General features: G+C 69.1%; 18 protein-coding genes. 11 read left to right on the top strand and 7 right to left on the bottom strand.

The annotated features are described in order from the left end of the window. Positions 1-18: 18 nt before the first annotated feature. The gene (locus AB0436_RS11845) at positions 19-1,014 is read right to left on the bottom strand and encodes an MASE1 domain-containing protein (RefSeq protein WP_366467945.1); all 996 of its coding nucleotides are present in this window, start codon (positions 1,012-1,014) and stop codon (positions 19-21) included. A gap of 65 nt (positions 1,015-1,079) precedes the next feature. Further along, a complete protein-coding gene (locus tag AB0436_RS11840; RefSeq protein ID WP_366467644.1) occupies positions 1,080-1,910 on the bottom strand; it encodes a PP2C family protein-serine/threonine phosphatase in 831 nt (276 codons plus the stop codon). Positions 1,911-2,312: 402 nt separating this feature from the next. Here AB0436_RS11840 and AB0436_RS11835 point away from each other — a divergent pair, with 402 nt between their 5' ends. From AB0436_RS11835 to AB0436_RS11815, 5 genes are all read left to right on the top strand, one after another. Beyond that, positions 2,313-2,516 (top strand): cold-shock protein, encoded by a 204-nt coding sequence (locus AB0436_RS11835; RefSeq protein WP_164262258.1) that lies wholly within the window; start codon positions 2,313-2,315, stop codon positions 2,514-2,516. Positions 2,517-2,668: 152 nt separating this feature from the next. Then, positions 2,669-4,168, top strand: coding sequence for an MFS transporter (locus AB0436_RS11830; RefSeq protein WP_366467643.1), 1,500 nt, complete (start codon positions 2,669-2,671; stop codon positions 4,166-4,168). Positions 4,169-4,186: 18 nt separating this feature from the next. After that, positions 4,187-4,873: a DNA polymerase ligase N-terminal domain-containing protein gene (locus AB0436_RS11825; RefSeq protein ID WP_366467642.1), complete on the top strand. Its 687-nt coding sequence runs from the start codon at positions 4,187-4,189 to the stop codon at positions 4,871-4,873. Beyond that, positions 4,870-5,226, top strand: a complete 357-nt coding sequence (locus AB0436_RS11820) for a PRC-barrel domain-containing protein (protein ID WP_366467641.1) — start codon at positions 4,870-4,872, stop codon at positions 5,224-5,226. The genes AB0436_RS11825 and AB0436_RS11820 overlap by 4 nt, the downstream gene beginning before the upstream one ends. Before the next feature lie 42 nt (positions 5,227-5,268). Beyond that, a complete protein-coding gene (locus AB0436_RS11815) occupies positions 5,269-5,436 on the top strand; it encodes a hypothetical protein (protein ID WP_366467639.1) in 168 nt (55 codons plus the stop codon). Positions 5,437-5,483: 47 nt separating this feature from the next. Here the strand turns inward: AB0436_RS11815 and AB0436_RS11810 are convergent, their stop codons facing one another. Next, positions 5,484-5,801 (bottom strand): hypothetical protein, encoded by a 318-nt coding sequence (locus tag AB0436_RS11810; protein WP_366467638.1) that lies wholly within the window; start codon positions 5,799-5,801, stop codon positions 5,484-5,486. A gap of 241 nt (positions 5,802-6,042) precedes the next feature. Between AB0436_RS11810 and AB0436_RS11805 the strand changes: the two genes are divergently transcribed. Then, positions 6,043-6,555 carry a DUF664 domain-containing protein gene (locus AB0436_RS11805; RefSeq protein ID WP_366467637.1) on the top strand — a complete coding sequence of 171 codons (513 nt, stop codon included), beginning with the start codon at positions 6,043-6,045 and terminating at the stop codon, positions 6,553-6,555. A 292-nt stretch (positions 6,556-6,847) separates the two neighbouring features. Here AB0436_RS11805 and AB0436_RS11800 read toward each other — a convergent pair whose 3' ends face one another. Beyond that, positions 6,848-7,681, bottom strand: a complete 834-nt coding sequence (locus AB0436_RS11800) for an aldo/keto reductase (RefSeq protein ID WP_366467636.1) — start codon at positions 7,679-7,681, stop codon at positions 6,848-6,850. A gap of 188 nt (positions 7,682-7,869) precedes the next feature. Here AB0436_RS11800 and AB0436_RS11795 point away from each other — a divergent pair, with 188 nt between their 5' ends. The 3 genes from AB0436_RS11795 to AB0436_RS11785 are packed head-to-tail and all read left to right on the top strand — an operon-like array spanning position 7,870 to position 12,653. After that, positions 7,870-8,835 carry an oxygenase MpaB family protein gene (locus tag AB0436_RS11795; RefSeq protein WP_366467635.1) on the top strand — a complete coding sequence of 322 codons (966 nt, stop codon included), beginning with the start codon at positions 7,870-7,872 and terminating at the stop codon, positions 8,833-8,835. After that, complete coding sequence (locus AB0436_RS11790) at positions 8,817-11,042, top strand: serine/threonine-protein kinase (RefSeq protein ID WP_366467634.1); 2,226 nt, start codon at positions 8,817-8,819, stop codon at positions 11,040-11,042. The genes AB0436_RS11795 and AB0436_RS11790 overlap by 19 nt, the downstream gene beginning before the upstream one ends. 39 nt (positions 11,043-11,081) lie before the next feature. Further along, complete coding sequence (locus AB0436_RS11785) at positions 11,082-12,653, top strand: NAD(P)/FAD-dependent oxidoreductase (protein WP_366467633.1); 1,572 nt, start codon at positions 11,082-11,084, stop codon at positions 12,651-12,653. Between the two features lie 6 nt (positions 12,654-12,659). On the opposite strand, the gene AB0436_RS11780 is transcribed toward AB0436_RS11785, so the two are convergent. Then, positions 12,660-13,382: a DUF4232 domain-containing protein gene (locus AB0436_RS11780; RefSeq protein WP_366467632.1), complete on the bottom strand. Its 723-nt coding sequence runs from the start codon at positions 13,380-13,382 to the stop codon at positions 12,660-12,662. A gap of 171 nt (positions 13,383-13,553) precedes the next feature. Next, positions 13,554-15,404 carry a serine hydrolase gene (locus AB0436_RS11775; RefSeq protein WP_366467631.1) on the bottom strand — a complete coding sequence of 617 codons (1,851 nt, stop codon included), beginning with the start codon at positions 15,402-15,404 and terminating at the stop codon, positions 13,554-13,556. 175 nt (positions 15,405-15,579) lie between these two features. Between AB0436_RS11775 and AB0436_RS11770 the strand changes: the two genes are divergently transcribed. Further along, complete coding sequence (locus AB0436_RS11770; RefSeq protein ID WP_366467630.1) at positions 15,580-17,091, top strand: acyl-CoA synthetase; 1,512 nt, start codon at positions 15,580-15,582, stop codon at positions 17,089-17,091. Here the strand turns inward: AB0436_RS11770 and paaK are convergent. Continuing rightward, the gene (paaK, locus tag AB0436_RS11765) at positions 17,045-18,346 is read right to left on the bottom strand and encodes a phenylacetate--CoA ligase PaaK (protein WP_366467628.1); all 1,302 of its coding nucleotides are present in this window, start codon (positions 18,344-18,346) and stop codon (positions 17,045-17,047) included. The genes AB0436_RS11770 and paaK overlap by 47 nt on opposite strands. A 238-nt stretch (positions 18,347-18,584) precedes the next feature. Here paaK and AB0436_RS11760 point away from each other — a divergent pair, with 238 nt between their 5' ends. Continuing rightward, complete coding sequence (locus AB0436_RS11760; RefSeq protein ID WP_366467627.1) at positions 18,585-18,827, top strand: DUF397 domain-containing protein; 243 nt, start codon at positions 18,585-18,587, stop codon at positions 18,825-18,827. Positions 18,828-18,839 lie beyond the last annotated feature (12 nt).

Genomic DNA, 18,839 nt, shown 5'->3' with positions numbered 1-18,839 from the left:
TCGGGGTTCGCCCGGGCGTCAGCGGCCCTCCCCGGGCGCCTCCTCCGGCGGCAACCACCCGGTGGATCTACCGCTCGGGGACAGATGCTCCACCACATCGGCCAGTTCTTCGCAGGCTCGCTCCAGCCTGCGGCGGATGTTCTTGTGCTCGGTGACGATCGCGGCCAGCAAGAGGGAGGTCAGCGCCACCGAGCCGTTCAGCGTCGTGAGGTTGATCATGATTTCGAGGAGCGTGAGCTGGGCGAAGGGCCCTACGCGGTCGGTCGCTGCCACCACCGCCAGCACGGCCACCAGCAGTGCGCACGGTGCGCTGCCGGCCAGCTCGAAACGCAGAGCAGCCCAGATGAGCAGGGGAAAGACCAGGAAGAGCATGGTCAGATGGCTTCTGGTGGCCAGCGGGGAGATGATCAGGGCGGCGACCGCCAGCGCGACGGCTTCGACCGATCGGCCGGTGAGCTGTGGCAGCCGCGCTCTGCTCAGCACGAGCAGCAGGGGCGTCACGATGAGCACGCCCATGGTGTCCCCCGCCCACCAGGCGAACCAGACCAGCCAGAAAGCGCTGCGCGGAAGCTTGTCGTCCGCCAGCAGCACCACCGAGCCCACGGTCGAGCTGACCAGCATCCCGGGAAGCGCGCCCAGGAAGACAAGCGCCAGGCCGTCGCGGAGCCTGTCGAGCTCAATGCGGAAGTCGACCATGCGCAACAGGTAGCAGGCGCCCAGCGGGGCGAGTGTGTTGCCCAGCGCGATCACGATACCGTCAGCGCTGAAGGAGTCCCCGGTCGCGGCGGTCACGAACAGGGCGCCGAGCGCGATGCCCGGCCAGACGCGCAGTCCCCAGCACAGCAGCGCGGCGAGCGCCACACCGGTGGGGGGCCACAGCGGGGTGACCATGGAGCCGTGGACCTTCACCTGCCGCTCCAGGCCGAGCTGCCCCGACACGTAGTAGGCAGCGGCGACGGCCAGCACCCGCAGAGCGGTTGCGGTCCGTCTTCTGGCTGCCTCGCTGCGGATCACGGAGCCCATCAGACACCGCGTCCGGAGTTGCGGCCGCACATGACACGCGCGCCCGGGAACAGCGGTCAGCCCGGCCCGGGTGCCGCGTCATGGCGCAGGACGAGCACGGCGGCGTCGTCCTGGTGCCCGGTGCGCCGGGCCGCCCGGATGACCTCGTCGGCCAGCTCGTCCGCAGTGGCGTGCGGGAGAGCGGCCACCTGCTCGCGCACCTGTTCCAGTCCGGCGTCGATCGGGAAGGAGGGCCCCTCGACGACTCCGTCGGTGACGAGTACGACGGCCCCGGCCGTCGTCAGTCTCCGCCGGGTGACCGGGTAGTGCTGCTCGGCCAGGATGCCGAGCGGCACGCCGCCCTCGTCCTCGGCGATACCCGAGTGGCCCTCGGCCGACAACCACACCGCGGGCACATGGCCGGCGCGAGCGCTGTGAAGTTCCCAGGTACGGGGATCGAAGCGCAGGAACGTGCACGTCGCGAAGAGGTTGGAATCCACCGAGAGCAGCAGGTCATTGGTCCGGCCCACGACCTCGCCCGGATCCGCCGCGGTGCTGGCGGCGGCCCGCATGCCGATGCGGATCTGTCCCATGAAGGCCGCTGCCTCGACGTCGTGCCCCTGGACGTCCCCGATGGCGAAACCGAGCGAACCGTCCGGGAGCAGGAAACCGTCGTACCAGTCGCCGCCGATGTCCAGTCCGCTGCGGGCGGGGGTGTAGCGGGCAGCGGTCTGCAGGCCCGGGAGGGCGGGGAGGGTGGCCGGCAGCATCCCGCGCTGCAGCGCCTCGGCCAGTTCCACCCGGGCCTGGTGCAGTTCCACCTCTTTCCGCGCCCGGGCGGTGAGGTGCTGGAGGGTGGTGAGCAGCTCGTCGGCGGTCGCTGAACGAGAGGGACGACGCCGGTTCATGGGCCGCTCCACGGTACGTTCGTTCCCGGACCGCGACGCAGCGCTCGTCGTCACGGGGCAGACACGGTGCCCGTCTGACGAGCCCACAGCCGACGGCGATCACGGCCTGCGCTCTGCGGGAGGTCTCCTGCATCATATTTCCCGACCGAGGATCCCGCAGACCCGAATGCCGCGAAAGGGTCGGATGTGCCCCGGTAGAAGAATCAACGGATGAGCCGACGGGGTCCTCACGCCTCCGGCCGTGTAGCGTCTCACTCAGCTGTCGTGGTTCCGAAGTACCTCTCGCCCGTGCGCACATGCACGGGCGGGTTTGCTGTTCGGCGTCTCCGAGGACCAGGGCGATCACCTCCGGCTCCCGCGCGGTGCGGGAACCGACTTCGAGTCCCCTTGGAGGGCACAAGCATGGCCAGTGGCACCGTTAAGTGGTTCAACGCGGAAAAGGGCTTTGGCTTCATCGAGCAGGATGGCGGGGGCCCGGACGTCTTCGCCCACTACTCCAACATCAACGCCCAGGGCTTCCGTGAGCTGCAGGAGGGCCAGAAGGTGAACTTCGACATCACGCAGGGCCAGAAGGGCCCGCAGGCGGAGAACATCGTCCCCGCCTGATTTAGGCGTTCGTGCCCGTCCCCGGTCAGCCGGGGGCGGGCACTGCCGTATCGCTCCGCAGGCGAGAAGTCCTGTTTGCACGGATGATCTTGGGGGTACCCGCAGCATGTCGCTGCGGCGCCGCCGGAGTCGTCGCAGGCAGGAGGGAACCGATGAGCGCCACCGGAGAGTCCGCGCACCACACCGTCACCACGGAGGTGCCCGCTCGCCTCGACCGGCTGCCATGGTCCCGCTGGCACTGGATGATCGTCGTCGGCCTCGGAACCGTCTGGATCCTGGACGGTCTGGAAGTCACGGTCGTCGGCAACATCGCCAGCCGCCTCTCGGAGCACGGCAGCGGGCTCTCCATCACTGACGCGCAGGTCACCGGCCTCGCGGCTGCCCTCTATGTAGCCGGTGCCTGCTCCGGAGCCCTGTTCTTCGGCTGGCTCACCGACCGCTTCGGCCGCAAGAAGCTCTTTCTGATCACCCTGGCGGTGTATCTCGCGGCGACCGCGATGACGGCGCTGTCCTTCTCCGTGTGGTGGTTCTTCGTCTTCCGGTTCCTCACCGGCTTCGGTATCGGCGGTGAGTACGCCGCCATCAATTCCGCCATCGATGAACTGATCCCCAGCAAGTACCGGGGCCGGGTCGATCTGATCATCAACGGCAGTTACTGGCTGGGCGCGATGGGCGGCGCCCTGCTCTCCGTCGTGGCGCTCAATACCGACATCTTCCCCAAGAACATCGGCTGGCGGCTCACCTTCGCGCTCGGTGTGGTGCTGGGTCTGGTCATCCTGCTGGTCCGCCGGCATGTACCCGAGAGCCCACGCTGGATGTTCATTCATGAACGCTCGGAGGGCGCCGAGAAGATCGTTTCGGATGTCGAGCGGGAGGTCGAGGCGGAGACGGGCGAACCACTGCCCGCACCGGGGAAAGCCATCACCATCGAGCAGCGCAAGAGCGTCGGCTTCGCCGAGATCGCCGGCGCGCTCTTCCGCTCCTACCCGAAGCGCGCCACGCTGGGGTTCTCACTCTTCATCGGGCAGGCCTTCCTCTACAACGCCATCACCTTCGGGTTCAGCTCGATCCTGGTCAACTTCTTCGATGTGTCCAGCGGTTCGACCGGGTACTTCTTCGCCGTCATGGCGATCGGCAACTTCCTCGGTCCGCTGCTGCTCGGCCGGCTCTTCGACACCGTGGGCCGACGGAAGATGATCTCCGGCACGTACATCCTCTCCGGCCTGCTGCTCTTCGCCACCGCCTGGCTCTTCGACCAGGGCCACCTCAATGCGACCACCATGACCGCGTGCTGGTGCGTGGTGCTCTTCTTCGCTTCGGCCGGTGCCAGTTCCGCCTACCTGACGGTGAGCGAGATCTTCCCGATGGAGACCCGGGCGCTGGCGATCGCCTTCTTCTACGCCATTGGCACGGCGGCGGGCGGTATCACCGGCCCGCTGGTCTTCTCCAGCCTCACATCGAGCGGTGTGGTCGGGGACGCCGTCCTGGCGTTCTCGATCGGGGCCGCGCTGATGGTCGCCGCCGGAGTCGTCGCCCTGTTCTTCGCCGTCGATGCGGAAGGCAGGTCACTGGAGGACATCGCGAGCCCGCTCTCCGCACGAGCGGCGAAGGCCGATGGCACCGCCGGATCGCCGAGCGCTCCGGCCGTATGACTCCGAGGAGGCGCTGGCATGAGTGACGACGACGCACTGCGGGCCTACCGCGACAAGCGGCATTTCGACACCACATCGGAGCCGCGCGGCCAGAACGGCGGCGGCGCGGACGAGCTCTCCTTCGTGGTACAGATCCACGACGCGCGCCGGATGCACTTCGACTTCCGGCTGGAAGTGGACGGTGTACTGAAGTCCTGGGCGGTGCCCAAGGGACCCTCCACCGATCCCCGTGACAAGCGGCTCGCCGTACCGACCGAGGACCATCCGCTGGAGTACCGCGAATTCGAGGGCGTCATTCCGCAGGGTGAGTACGGCGGTGGCACCGTCATCGTCTGGGACGAAGGAACCTATCGGTCCCTCAGCCACGACCGGCGGGGCCGGCCGGTGCCGTTCGGTGAGTCCCTGGAGCGTGGGCACGCGACGTTCCGCCTGCACGGGACGAAGCTCCAGGGCGAATACGCACTCACCCGTTTCCACGGCGGCGGAGGTGACGGAAGCGGTGAGCCCGAGGCCTGGCTGTTGATCAAGGCAAGGGGGAAGAAGGAGAAGAACGGGAAGACCCAGCACACCGGGCAGAGCGGCGGGAAGGGCGCAGCGCATGGTTCGCCTGACCCCTGGCGGGCGCGCTCGGTCCGTAGCGGACGCACGCTGCAACAGGTCGTCGACAGCACCGCCGACAGCAGCCGAAACGAGGAGGCCCGATGATCAGAGCAGCCGATATTCGCGAGTGGCGGAACCGCGACGTGGTGGATGCCGAGGGACGCAAGATCGGGCCGCTGGAGGCGGTCTACGTCGACACCAGAACCGACGAACCAGCCGTCGTCACCGTCCTGATCGGTCTGCCGACCCGCCGTCGGCTGACGTTCGTGCCGCTGACCGACGCCATCCTGGGTCCGGACTACGTCAAGGTCGGTTATCTCCGGGACCAGGTGAAGAGCGCACCCTCGATGGGCACCGATGACGTGCTGCCCGCGGAGGAGGAGAAGGCGGTCTTCGAGCATTACGACCTGCCCTATCAGCCAGGCGCCAACGGCGAACGGCAACTCGCCCGCCCCTGATCCGCTGCACCCTCTCGAACCTCTCGAAGAAAGCCCGTCGACATGACTGCGGTCCTGCTGTTCGTCATCGTGGCCCTGGTACTGGGCATCATCGGCGTGCTGGTCTCAGGGCTGTCCTATCTGTGGATCGTCGGGGTCGTGGTCCTGGTGGCGGACATCGCCTACGGCGCCTGGCGCTGGCGCCGCAGCGGACGCCGCCCGGCGCGCTGACGGACACCTGGGCCCGGGCGGTCCAGCCCTGACGGATCCACGTGCTTTCAGGCGTCCGTGTCGAGGCCCGTCACGGTCGCCGTGCCGAGCGGCGCCGTGCTTTCGGAGAAGCCCGCCTCGCGCAGCGCGGCGGACGCGGTCTGCTTCGCGGTCTCCTCCGCACTGTGGATGTTGTCAGCGGCCACTTCCAGCCGAATGCTGAAGGTGCGGTTCTCATTGACGGTGAGCAGATCGAGGTCTTCGGCCTCGCCCAGCGTCGTGTGCCGGGGGTCGGAGGGGCGGAGCTTGCGCAGCAGCGTGTTCCGGGACGCGTCGCTGATCTCCTGCAGAAAGGTGCCCGGGATGGTGATGACATACGTGGCCATACGAGAACTCCTGGTGTCGGCTGCCCAACGCTGAGCCGGGCGGGGCAGTGGCCCGCCCCACCTCTTGGCCTGCCCCGTTTTCGGCCGCGATCACCGTCGGCCACCCACCCCGTCACCCGCCTGCACCGGACCCGCGTGTCGAACACACTGGCGGGACTGATGAGCGACCATGGTGGTCTCGCAGAGACACCACCCCGGTGCGGCCGGCCGGGGCGGCTCCCGACCGGCCGAGGAGCAGCGGATGAAGAGCGCAGAGGTACTGGCGGACGCTTTCGGACGTATTCAGGAGATCGTGCACTCCGCGGTCGACGGGCTCGCCGCGGATGACCTCGGTGCCCGCCTGGACAGCGAGGCGAATTCGATCGGCTGGCTGGTCTGGCATCTGACCCGGGTCCAGGACGACCACCTGGCCGACGCCGCGGGCGAGGAGCAGGTGTGGCATTCCGGGGGCTGGGCGGAGCGCTTCGAACTCCCCTTCGGCCATGAAGAGACCGGATACGGCCAGACCACCGAACAGATCGCGCAGGTGAAGGTCGACGCCGATCTGCTGCTCGGCTATTACGACGCCGTCCATGAGCGGACCCTGCGCTTCGTCCAGGGCCTCGACGACGACGCGTTGGACCGGGTGGTCGACGAGGCGTGGTCCCCGCCGGTCACGCTGGGTGTCCGGCTGATCAGTGTGATCGGCGACGATCTCCAGCACGCCGGGCAGGCGGCGTTCGTACGGGGGTCTCTGGAGCGGTCGAAGGGTTGAGCGCGCGGCAACAGCCGTAATCGCGCGGCAACAGCCGTAATGCGGTGCAAAGTGCCGAAACTCTGGGCATCGAAAGGCGCCCACAGTCCTCCTTCCGAGCGGCCGCATGGCAGGACGACATCTCCCACCGATCGGGGCCGGCGAGCGCCTGGCCCTGAACCGCGCGGAGCGCGGGTCGTCGGCACCGCATCGTCGCGTCACCACGACGCGCTGCGCGCTCAGGCGTGGTTCCGCTGGACCACCGGGCGCCCGCCGGCGGAGGGCTCGCGCACGGCCGCGGCCCGACTACCCGCTACGGCAGGTAGTTGAAGGTGTCCGGGTCGGGACCCGTGCGGTCGTCCCGGCCGAGGGCGGTGATCGCGGCCATGTCGGTTTCGGTCAGCTCGAAATCGAACAAGGCGAAATTCTCCTCGACCCGGGAGCGAGTGACCGACTTGGGGAAGACAATGTCGTTGCGCTGCAGATGCCAGCGGAGGGTGACCTGGGCCGTCGTCCGGTCCAGACGGCGGGCGATGTCGGTGAGGGTCGGATCGTCGAGCACCTTGCCCCGGGCGATCGGCGACCAGGCCTCGGTGGCGATCCGGTGACCCGCGTCGAAGGCACGGAGCTCGTCCTGAGGGAAATAGGGGTGAATCTCGATCTGGTTCACCGCCGGAGCCACTTCGGTCTCGGCGAGGAGACGGCGCAGATGATCCGGCTGGAAGTTGGAGACCCCGATGGCCTTGACCCTGCCGGACCGGTAGATCTCCTCCAGGGCCCTCCAGGTCTCCACGAAGTCGCCCACAGTCGGCATCGGCCAGTGGATCAGGAACAGGTCGAGATAGTCGAAGCGCAGATCGTCGAGGGTCCGGTCGAAGGCCTTGAGCGCGTCGTCGCGGGCGTGACACCCGTTGCTCAGCTTGCTGGTGACGAAGACGTCCTCACGAGCCAGACCCGATGCGCGGACCGCCTGCCCGACCTCCATCTCGTTGCCGTACATCTCCGCGGTGTCGATGTGCCGATAGCCGGTCTCGAGGGCGGCGAGCGTTGCCGACACGGTGGCCGCCGGCTCGATCTGGTAGACACCGAAGCCCAGCTGCGGAATCTGGACGCCGTTGTTCAGGGTGACGGTGGGAACTGCGTTCACGATCATTCCTTATCTCGTCCGGACGATGCATGGGCGGGGAGCGACCCGCGCTCCCTCTGGATCCAGGGTGCAACGGACCGGGCACTCTGTCGCATCGGCTTCCCGGTCGGCCGCGCCTCATGCGGTGCGGCCGGCCGCTGCGGGGATCGGGCAGGAACGCGCCGTGGGTACGGCGTTAGTCTGCGGTCATGGGCGAGCAACAGCGAACCGAGGGCGCAGCCGACCCGGGCCTCTTCGGGCCCGCATCGGTGACGTGGCAGGCGCACGCAGACCCGATCATGTGGGTCGCCGGAATCCGGGCGCTCTACCTTCAGGCGCTGCACCCCCGCGCGGTACGCGGAGTCACCCAGAACTCGTCCGCGTTCGACGGCAGGAGCGGCGGCCGGGAATCCTGGGGCCGGCTGATGCGCACGGCTGGTTTCGTCGGCACCATCAGCTACGGAACGACGGCGGCGGCCGAGCAGGCCGGCGCCCGGGTGCGGAAGATACACAGCCTGCTCGGCGCCACCGATCCCGGCACCGGCGAGCGGTACGGCATCGGCGAGTCGGAGCTGCTGCTGTGGGTGCACTGCGCCGAAGTCGACTCGTATCTCCAGGTGCTCCGCCGCTCCGGATTTCCGATCAGTGACGCCCAGGCCGACCGATACGTCGACGAGAACCGGTCCGGCGCCCGGCTGGTGGGTCTCGACCCGGCAGGTGTCCCGGCGAGTCGGGCCGCGCTCGCCGATTACTTCGACGCGGTGCGCCCCGAGCTGGCCGCCACGGAGGAATCGCGCCGGGTCGACGACTTCCTGTCGCATCCCCCGGTGCCCGCTCTCCTGGTTCCGGCGCGCGAGGTCCTCTGGCGGCAGGTGGCAGGCCTCGCGTACGGCTCGTTGCCCCGGTACGCCCAGGAGCTCTACGGCAGACAAGCACCCGCCCCCGGGACCGTGGACCGCAGGCTGACCGTCACCGGGAATGCCCTGCGCTGCATCCCCGCCCGGCTGCGCTGGCAACTGCCGCCCGGCCATATCCTGAAGGCGATGGCCCGTCTGGGGCCCGGCAGCCGTCCGGCACCGTACAAACTCCGGACACCGGACGCCATACTGGACGGGCCGGGGAGGGCGAAGCTGAGCAACGGGGGCGACAGCACGACATGGCGGACACCAGGCTGATCCACGGCCGGTACCGGCTGCTCGATCAGATCGGTCGCGGCGGCATGGGCGAGGTGTGGCGGGCCCGTGACGAGTCGCTGGGCCGCCAGGTCGCGGTCAAGTGCCTCAAACCGATGAGCCCGCAGCCTGATCAGTCCTTCACCCGAGTGCTGCGCGAACGCTTCCGCCGCGAGGCTCGGGTGGCCGCCGCGCTCCAGCACCGAGGTGTCACCGTCGTACACGACTTCGGGGAGTACGAAGGCGTCCTGTACCTCGTGATGGAGCTGCTCGACGGGCGGAACCTCAGCCAGCTCCTGGAGTCCAACGACCAGCAGCCCCTGCCGGTGCCTGATGTCGTCGACATCGCCCGGCAGGTCGCGTCCGCTCTGGCGTACACCCATGAACAGGGCATCGTGCACCGGGACCTGAAGCCGGCCAACATCATGCGGCTCACCGACGGCACAGTGAAGATCTGTGACTTCGGCATCGCGCGACTGGGCCACGACATCGGCCTCACCTCGAAGCTCACCGGCACCGGCATCGCCATGGGCACCCCGCACTACATGTCCCCCGAGCAGATCGGTGGCGGCGAGGTCGACCCCCGCAGCGATCTCTACTCGCTGGGCTGCGTGCTGTACGAAATCGCGACCGGTATCCCGCCGTTCGATTTCGAGGACGCCTGGGCGGTGCTGGTCGGCCACCGGGACACCATTCCGACGCCGCCGAGCACCCATCGGGCCGAGCTGCCGGCCTTCCTCGACCGGCTCGTGCTCGACCTGCTCGCCAAAGCGCCCGGAGAACGGCCCGCGGACGCCAGGGACCTCGCCGACCGCCTCCGCGCCGGGGTTCCCACTCCGCAACTGCCCGCGCTGCCCGGGGAGCAACGGCCGTCCCCGGCCCCGGGCCTGCCGTCCTGGACGCGGGGGATGACCACCGGTCCGAAGGCGACCGGGACCTGGACTCTCGTCTCCACCCCTTCCGACCGGGCGACCGCCCTGACCGGCGAGTGGACGACAGCCGCCGCGCCGCACGCTACCGAAGCTCCGGCCGTGTCCTCCTCGAACCGGCGCCCCACGCCGGCGCCCGAGGTGCTGGCCGGCCTCGCCGGCCGGCACAGCGCGGGCCTCAGCCTGAGCAGACTGGGGCGGTGGAACGAAGCGGGCGAGGTACACCGTGCCGTCGCCGCGGAGCGCGAATACCTGCTGGGCCCCGACCATCCCGACACCCTCGCCAGCCGCTACGAGATCGGCTTCACGCTCAGCCGCACGGGACGAGCGGCGGACGCACTGCGCGAGTTCACCCGGGTGTCCGAAGGCCGGGAGCGCAGCCTGGGCGCCGATCATCCGGAGACGCTCGCCGCCCGGCAGGAACTGGCGTTCGTGCTGGGCCGGCTCGGCCGGCATTTCGAGGCACATCAGGTGTACACAGCGGTGCTGGCCGCTCGGGAGCGCACCGTGGGCCCCCAGCACGCCGATACCCTGCGGTGTCGCCACAACCTCGCGTTCAACCTCGGCATGCTGGGGCGCCTGGAGGACTCCTACCGCATGGCGTGCGACGTCGCGAAAGCCCGGTCCGAAGTGCTCGGCGCCGGCCACCCCGACACACTGGTCACCCGGTACGAAGTCGGGTACGCGCTGGGACGGCTGGGGCGCTGGCCGGAGGCGCTGGAGACCTACCGGGAGGTGGCACAGGCACGCGTGCAGGCGCTCGGACCGGACCATCCCGACACCCTCGCCGCCCGGTACGAGGTCGGCATCAGCCTGGGCCGGCTGGGCCGCAGCGCCGAGGCGCTCGATCTGTTCCGGGCCCTGGTCGCCGACCGGGCCCGGGCACACGGTCCCGACGATCCGGAGACCCTGCGCGCGCGGCACGGCCTGGGCGTCAACCTGGGCCGGCTGGGGCGCTGGGAAGACGCTCTCGCCGAGGCACGGGACGTCTGCCGACTCCGCGAGCAGGTACTGGGCGCCGACCATCCGGACACCCTGGTGAGCCACCGGGAGATCGCTGTCGGGCTGGGCTGGCTGGGCCGGTGGGCGGACGCCCTCGTGATCTACCGGCAGGTGGCCGCGGCCCGCGAGCGGGTGTTGGGCACCGACCACCCCGACGCACTGGCCAGCCGTAACGACGAGGCGCACTGTCTCGAGCAGCTCGGCCGCGGTGTCGAGGCCGCCGATCTGTACCGCAGGGTCGCCGCCCGGCGCCAGCAGCGGAGTGTGCAGAGCCACTGACATCTGGCGGACGGTGATCCACACGTGTTACCAAGAGCCATGCCCGTACCTCACTCGTATGACGTCGTGATCGTCGGCGGTGGCCACAACGGACTGGTCGCCGCCGCGTATCTGGCTCGCGCCGGACGTTCCGTCCTGGTCCTCGAACGCCTCGGCCACACGGGTGGGGCCGCGGTGTCCACCAGCCCCTTCGCCGGCCGGGACGTGCGGCTCTCGCGCTACTCCTACCTGGTCAGTCTGCTGCCGCAGAAGATCGTGCGGGAACTGGATCTGCGCTTCGCGGTCGGTGAGCGCACCGTCTCCTCGTACACCCCCGCGGTCCGCGGCGGCCGGCCCACCGGGCTGCTGGTGGGCGGCGGGCCGGAGCGCACCCGTGCGTCCTTCGCGGCGCTGACCGGGGGCGACCGGGAGTACGCGGCATGGCAGCGGTTCTACGCGCGAACCCGGCACGTTGCCGAGCGGGTCTTTCCGACGCTCACCGAACCGCTGCCCAGCCGGTCATCGCTGCGCGAGCGGATCGGCGACGATGCGGCCTGGCGGATGCTCTTCGAACAGCCAATCGGCGTCGCGATCGAGGAGTACTTCGCCGACGACCTGGTCCGCGGCGTCGTCCTCACCGACGGGCTGATCGGCACCTTCGCCGACGCCCACGACCCGTCGCTGCGGCAGAACCACTGTTTCCTCTACCACGTCATCGGTAACGGCACCGGTGACTGGAACGTCCCGGTGGGTGGCATGGGAGCGCTGACCGATGCCCTCGCCACGTCCGCTCGCGGCGCCGGCGCCGACCTCGCCACCCGGCACGAGGCCACCCGCATCGAGACCGACGGCCGCCGGGCCGAAGTGACGTTCCGTACCGGCGACACCGAGGCCACCGTCGCGGCCGGCCATGTCCTGGTGAACGCCTCGCCCCAGGCGTTGGCCACGCTGCTCGGCGAGCAGCAGCCGTCGCCCGCCGAGGGCGCTCAGCTCAAGGTCAATATGCTGCTGCGCAGGCTGACGCGACTGCGTGATCACTCCGTCGACCCCCGCGAGGCCTTTGCCGGAACCTTCCATATCGCTGAGGGATACGGGCAGTTGGCTGCCGCATACACGGCGGCCGCGGGTGGCCGCCTGCCGGCCGCGCCGCCCTCCGAGATCTACTGCCACTCGCTCACCGACCCGTCGATTCTCGGCCCTTCGGCGGCCGCCGAGGGCTGCCAGACGCTCACCCTCTTCGGGCTGCACACCCCCGCCCGGCTCTTCGCACAGGACCATGACTCGGTGCGGGACGCCCTGCTGACGGCGACCCTCGCTCAGCTCGACGCCCATCTTGCGGAGCCGATCGCGGACTGTCTGGCGCTCGACGAGGACGGCCGCCCCTGTATCGAGGCGAAGACCCCTCTCGATCTCGAGCGCGAACTGAGGCTGCCCGGCGGAAACATCTTCCACCGGGACCTGGCCTTTCCCTTCACAACCGATGGGCCGGGCAACGCCGCTGGGACCAGCGGCCGTTGGGGCGTGGAGACGGCGCACGCGAACGTCCTGCTGTGCGGTGCGGGCGCCGTCCGGGGCGGCGGAGTCAGCGGCATCCCCGGCCACAACGCCGCCATGGCGGTCCTGGGGAAGTGACGACGCTCAGGAACCGATCGGGTTGACGAAGGTCGCCGGGTGCGTGGCGCCGTCCTGCTGGATGACCGCCCCGCCGAAAGGCCACTTCAGCGAGAACTGGGTCTTCTCGTTGGGCGGGGTGATACGGACGAGACCGGGCTCGAAGGTGCCGGAACCCGTCTGGGTGGTGGCTCCCAGGGTGATGGTGAAATCAGTGGTGGCACCGGGAGCCAGGGTGATCGTGGTGACCGGCTTGGACGAACGGGGCAGCGACCAGGTGCCGTCGTCGGCCTGATTGCCGATCAGGTCCACGCCGGGGAAGCCCGTGAGCGTGCAGTTGCGCGAACCGGTGTTGGTGAGGGCGACGGAGGCCTGGGTCTGCTTGTCGGACTTCATGTCGGGAACCGCGTCACCGCCCGCGGCGAAGGCGGCTTTCAGTCCGGCAGTGTGGCACCGGGTCGACCCGGAGCCGCCGGCGGTGCTGCCCTTGTCGGACGTGCCGCTGGTGGACGCGGAGGAGTTGCTGCCCGAGGAGTCGCCGGCCGAAGAGCTGCTGTTCGACTTCTTGCCGCCGGTGGAGGCCGCGGTGCTGGATTGCCCGGCGTTCGCCGCTTTCTTTCCGTCCGTCCCCGGCCCCTTGGCGCCGGAGGAATCGGACGAAGACGAACAGGCGGCGGCGCCCAGGCTCAGCGCGGTCACAGCCAGCACGGCGGCAAGACGTCGGGGGAATCGGTTCAGCTGCGCGTGCATGGGTACAGGCCTCCGGTGTCGGCGGTGGTGTCCACCACAAGTGATCTACGTCCGACATCACGCTCCGACAGCCGCGAGCGGTTGCAGAGAATCCGGCACGGCTGCCTGTGACATGGATCTCGCGTCGGCGAGTCAACCGCTCCGCTCCGCCCGCGTCCTGACCGCCTGTCATCAGTCCCGCGATCGTACCCACCCGGCGGCTGCGATCCTTGCCGCGTCACGCGGCCGCATCTCGTCGAAGACCGCGTGCCGGCCGTCCTCCACCAGGATCCCGCCCAGGTACACCCCACGTCCCACGTAGAGCGGGTCCGTCGTGCAGCGCCAGCGCAGTTGGAGCTGCCTGCCCTGCCAGGCGGTCAGATCCGCCTCCATCCGTTGCCACACCCGGCCGGACCATCCCTCCACCGCACCCGTCGGATGCATCTGTGGTGGCCGCCCATCGAGCGTGGTGGAGAAGGGCAGCGCCTGCCACGTCGCCCCCGCGTCCGCGGACACCTCCAGAAACAGGAAGTCGGAGTGCGGCTCGGTGTCCCACCAGACCGAGGCGGTGAGACGCGCCCGCTGACGTGTGGAGGCCGGGGAGCCGGTGGCGAGCGGGGACAGCCTGAGCGAAGGCAGCGCGAGGGTGGTCGTGCTCGCGCTCGCCATGCCGGTGAACCATGCGGTGCGCCCCTGCACGGGACGTACGGGCACCGCACGCGCCAGATTGTTGCCGGCGGCGACCCGCGGCGCGCTCCCACTGCGCCAGTTGCGTACCGGGTGGACCGAGTTCCCCAGCAGGATCAGAAACGAGTCGGTGGACGGGTCGAGCACCAGGCTGGTGCCGGTGAACCCGGTGTGGCCCGCTGTGCGCGGCGTCGCCATCGCTCCCATGTACCAGTGCTGGTAGAGCTCGAACCCCAGGCCGTGGTTGTCGCCGGGGAAGGCGGTGTTGAAGTCGGTGAAGAGCAGATCCACCGACTCGGCCCGGAGGATGCGGGCTGCTCCGTACGCCCCACCGTTGAGCAGGGTGCGGGCCAGGACGGCCAGGTCCCACGCGCAGGAGAAGACCCCCGCGTGGCCGGCCACGCCGCCGAAGCTGTAGGCGTTCTCGTCGTGCACTTCGCCCCAGACGAGTCCGCGGTCCAGCCCCGACCAGGGCAGCCGGGCGTCCTCCGTCGCGGCGATCTTCGGCTTCCAGGCAGCGGGAGGGTTGTAGCGCGTGCGGTGCATGCCCAGCGGAACGGTGATTTCTTCCCGGAGCAGTACGTCAAGAGTGCGACCGGTGATCTTTTCCAGGACCAGTTGCAGGGAGATGAGATTCAGGTCCGAGTAGAGATATGCGGTCCCGGGCGGGTTGATCGGTGCTTCGTTCCACAGCAGCCGCAGCTTCCCCTCCCGGGTCGGCTCCTTGTAGAGAGCCAGCGTCGCACGAAATCCGGAGGTATGGGTGAGCAGCTGAAGTACCGTCACGTTCTCCTTGCCCGCCGCCGCGAAATCGGGCAGATAGGAGGCCACCGTCGCCGTCAGCTCGAGTGAGCCGCGCTCGATCTGCTGAACCGCCATGATCGAGGTGAAGAGTTTGGTGACGGACGCCAGGTCGTAAAGGGTGTCCTGGGCCGTGGTGATCTGCTGGTCCGCGGGGAACTCCACGCCGGTGTCGGACGTCTCGTCGTATGCCGCGTAGCGCACCGCCCGGCCGATCGGCCGGTGCAGAGCCACGGTGGCGCCGCGACCGGCGAGCAGAACCGCGCCCGCATACCAGGGGTGGGTGGGGGAGGGGCCGAGGAACGCCTCCGCGTCCTTCACCAACTGCTCCAAGTGGGCGCCGAGCAGTCCCGCTTGTTCGGCGGAGCCGTGCCGCAATGTGGTACGGCGCGAGCCGGCCACCGCACTGTCGCTGCCGCCGGGGTCCGCCCGTGCGGGCCCTGCCGGGAGGGAGGCCAGCGCGAGTACCCCGCCGAGGGCGAGCATTCCGCCGCCGAGCCGGCGTCTGCTGATCTCTCCGCTCGCTGCGTCCCCGCCTGCTGCCTGTCCGCTCATCCGGCGACTCCCTGAAAGTATCTTTCGAAAACTTCACCGACCCCGAAACATTCTGCCGCCGATGCGGGGCTGTCAACCCTCCGCTCGCGTGTCCGCCGAGCCGGCAAGGAACCTGATGGCCTATCGGCAAGCCCGCCACCTTGACCCGCTCGGTCACGGACCGCAGGATCGCGCCATGACCGAAGTACGCAGCAGCACAGTCGACGGAGTCCTGCGCCGCAGTGCCCGGCGGGTACCTGGGCGCACCGCGGTCCGTTACGGGGAACGCTCCTGGACCTACGCCTCCCTCGACGAAGCGGTCACCACAGCCGCCGCTGTTCTCGTCGGGCATGGGCTGCGTCCCGGCGACCGGGTCGCCTCCTACGGTCACAACTCGGACGCCTACCTCATCGGCTTCCTGGCCTGCGCCCGCGCGGGGCTGGTGCACGTCCCGGTGAACCAGAACCTGACCGGGGAAGACCTGACGTACATCCTCAACCAGTCGGGCAGCGCGCTGGTACTCACCGACCCGGAGCTGATGGCCCGGGTCCCCGCGGGGCTGCCGGTGCGGCTGTTGCGGGGCAGCGACGACTCGCTGCTCGCCGAACTGAGCACCCCGCGGACCTTTGTCCCGGAGCGGGCACCGGGGACCGAAGATCTGGCCCAGCTGCTCTACACGTCGGGGACCACCGCGCTCCCCAAGGGCGCGATGATGACCCACCGCGCGCTGGTGCACGAGTACGTCAGCGCCATCACCGCGCTGGACCTGCGGGAGAGTGACCTGCCCCTGCACTCACTGCCGCTTTATCACTCGGCACAGTTGCACGTCTTCCTGCTGCCCTATCTTGCGGTGGGCGCGGAGAACACCATTCTTGATACCCCGGACGCGACGACGATCTTCGATCTGGTCGAAGCGGGCCGGGCCGACAGCCTTTTCGCGCCGCCCACCGTCTGGATCGGCCTGGCGAACCACCCGGACTTCACGGCCCGCGATCTGAGCGCGCTGCGCAAGGCCTTCTACGGCGCGTCGATCATGCCGGTGCCCGTCCTGGAACGACTGCGCGAGCAGTTGCCCGCGCTGGCGTTCTACAACTGCTTCGGGCAGAGCGAGATCGGCCCGCTCGCCACGGTGCTCGGACCCGACGAGCATGCGGGACGGATGGATTCCTGCGGCAGGCCGGTTCTCTTCGTCGAGGCGAAGGTGGTCGACGAGGACGGCAAGGACGCGCCGGACGGAACCGCCGGGGAGGTGGTGTACCGCTCCCCGCAACTCTGCGAGGGCTACTGGGACAGGCCCGATGAGACGGCAGAGGCGTTTCGGGACGGCTGGTTCCACTCCGGTGATCTGGCGGTGCGGGACGCCGAGGGTTACTTCACCGTGGTCGACCGGGTGAAGGACGTCATCAACTCCGGCGGCGTCCTGGTCGCCTCCCGCCAGGTCGAGGACGCGCTCTACACCCACCCGGCCGTCGCGGAGGTGGCGGTGATCGGGTTGCCGGACGAGCGCTGGATCGAAGCGGTGACGGCTGTCGTGGTCCGCAGGGAAGAGGCGACCGAGGACGAACTCGTCGCTCACGCCCGCGAGATGCTTCCGCACTTCAAGGCTCCCAAACGGATCCTGTTCGTGACGGCGCTGCCGCGCAACGCCAGCGGCAAGCTGCTCAAGCGCGAGCTTCGGGACCGTTTCGCAGATCCACGATCCTCTTGATCTTCCCGACGGACCGCTCCAGCGTCTCCGGGTCGAGGATCTCGACCCGCACGGACAACCCGATGGAGTCCTTGACGGCGTGGGCCACCTGCCCGGCTGCCGCATCGCGTACCTGCCACGGAGTCTCCGGCCTCGCCTCGACCCGCACGGTGAGCGCGTCGAGCCGCCCCTCCCGGGTGAGCCGCAGCTGAAAGTGCGGGGCGAGTCCGGGCGTACGCAGCACGATCTCCTCGACCTGGGTGGGAAAGAGATTCACCCCACGCACGATCACCAGATCGTCGCTCCGCCCGGTGACCTTCTCCATCCGGCGGAACACCCGAGCGGTCCCCGGCAGCAGCCGCGTCAGATCCCTCGTCCGGTAACGGATCACCGGCATCGCCTCCTTGGTGAGCGAGGTGAGGACGAGCTCGCCCTGCTCCCCGTCCGGCAGCACCTCGCCGGTCACCGGGTCGACGATCTCCGGGAAAAAATGGTCCTCCCACACGTGAAGGCCGTCCTTCGTCTCGACGCACTCCTGCGCGACGCCCGGACCCATCACCTCGGAGAGCCCGTAGATGTCGACGGCGTCGATCGCGAACCGCTCCTCGATCTCGGTCCGCATTTCCTCGGTCCACGGCTCAGCGCCGAATATGCCCACCCGGAGCGAGGTGCTGCGCGGATCGATGCCCTGGCGCTCGAACTCGTCGAGCAGCGTGAGCATGTAGGTCGGTGTGATCATGATGATCTCCGGACGGAAATCCCGGATCAACTGCACCTGGCGGGCGGTCATACCGCCGGACGCGGGAATCACCGTGCAGCCGAGCCGCTCGGCTCCGTAGTGCGCGCCCAGCCCGCCGGTGAACAGGCCGTATCCGTAGGCCACATGGACCTTGTGTCCAGGACGCCCGCCGGCCGCGCGGATCGAGCGGGCCACCACATCGGCCCAGATGGACAGATCACGCTCGGTGTAACCGACCACCGTCGGGCGTCCCGTGGTGCCACTGGAGGCATGAATGCGGCGGATGTCCGCCTGTTTCACAGCGAACATGCCGAACGGGTAGTGGTCGCGCAGATCGGCCTTGACGGTGAAAGGGAACTGGGCGAGGTCGGCGAGTGTCCGGCAGTCGTCCGGGCGCAGGCCGGCCCGGTCGAAGGAGTCCCGGTAGAAACCGACATTCTCGTAGGCATGCCGCAGTGTGGCGCGCAGGCGATCGATCTGGAGTGCCGCGAGATCCTCACGGCTGAGCCGTTCTGCCGCATCCAGCAGATCTGTCATAGGGGCCACTCCCGTCCCAACCGGACAACCGATCATTCGGTTGTGCTGTGCGTGATCAGTAATTCAGGAGGGGAGGGGAGCGTCAAGGGATCGGCGTGGGGCCGCGGCCGTCATCCGTGCAGTCCAAGGTGCACGGAGCAGTCCAGGCACGCAGGGGGGTACTTCTGCCGTGGCCTGTTCGTTATCCGCGTCCATCGCTAGGGTGGTCCCGGACGACGAACGCGGGAGGAGCACGGACGTGGCCGAGAGCACCACCCCTCAGCGAACCCTGGCCGGCTGGGACAAACCGGAGCTCGATCTCACTCATGCGGACTGGCAATCCGGGAGCCAGGGGCGGGGCGACGTGCAGATCGCCTTCGTCGACGGCTTCATCGCGATGCGTAACGGCGGCAAACCGGGCAGCCCCTCGCTGATCTTCAATCCGGGTGAGTGGCGGGCCTTCGTACTGGGGGCACGCGACGGGGATTTCGATCTGACCTGACTCCGGTTGCCG

Origin of the sequence: Streptomyces sp. NPDC051322 (assembly GCF_040689485.1) — a bacterium.
GTDB lineage: Bacteria > Actinomycetota > Actinomycetes > Streptomycetales > Streptomycetaceae > Streptomyces.
This window is presented reverse-complemented; position numbering and strand designations above follow the sequence as displayed.

Coding starts and splice junctions, on each gene's coding strand:
- AB0436_RS11840 (WP_366467644.1), bottom strand. CDS start 1,910: ATGAACCGGCGTCGTCCCTCTCGTTCAGCGACCGCCGACGAGCTGCTC.
- AB0436_RS11835 (WP_164262258.1), top strand. CDS start 2,313: ATGGCCAGTGGCACCGTTAAGTGGTTCAACGCGGAAAAGGGCTTTGGC.
- AB0436_RS11830 (WP_366467643.1), top strand. CDS start 2,669: ATGAGCGCCACCGGAGAGTCCGCGCACCACACCGTCACCACGGAGGTG.
- AB0436_RS11825 (WP_366467642.1), top strand. CDS start 4,187: ATGAGTGACGACGACGCACTGCGGGCCTACCGCGACAAGCGGCATTTC.
- AB0436_RS11820 (WP_366467641.1), top strand. CDS start 4,870: ATGATCAGAGCAGCCGATATTCGCGAGTGGCGGAACCGCGACGTGGTG.
- AB0436_RS11815 (WP_366467639.1), top strand. CDS start 5,269: ATGACTGCGGTCCTGCTGTTCGTCATCGTGGCCCTGGTACTGGGCATC.
- AB0436_RS11810 (WP_366467638.1), bottom strand. CDS start 5,801: ATGGCCACGTATGTCATCACCATCCCGGGCACCTTTCTGCAGGAGATC.
- AB0436_RS11805 (WP_366467637.1), top strand. CDS start 6,043: ATGAAGAGCGCAGAGGTACTGGCGGACGCTTTCGGACGTATTCAGGAG.
- AB0436_RS11795 (WP_366467635.1), top strand. CDS start 7,870: ATGGGCGAGCAACAGCGAACCGAGGGCGCAGCCGACCCGGGCCTCTTC.
- AB0436_RS11790 (WP_366467634.1), top strand. CDS start 8,817: ATGGCGGACACCAGGCTGATCCACGGCCGGTACCGGCTGCTCGATCAG.
- AB0436_RS11785 (WP_366467633.1), top strand. CDS start 11,082: ATGCCCGTACCTCACTCGTATGACGTCGTGATCGTCGGCGGTGGCCAC.
- AB0436_RS11780 (WP_366467632.1), bottom strand. CDS start 13,382: ATGCACGCGCAGCTGAACCGATTCCCCCGACGTCTTGCCGCCGTGCTG.
- AB0436_RS11775 (WP_366467631.1), bottom strand. CDS start 15,404: ATGAGCGGACAGGCAGCAGGCGGGGACGCAGCGAGCGGAGAGATCAGC.
- AB0436_RS11770 (WP_366467630.1), top strand. CDS start 15,580: ATGACCGAAGTACGCAGCAGCACAGTCGACGGAGTCCTGCGCCGCAGT.
- paaK (WP_366467628.1), bottom strand. CDS start 18,346: ATGACAGATCTGCTGGATGCGGCAGAACGGCTCAGCCGTGAGGATCTC.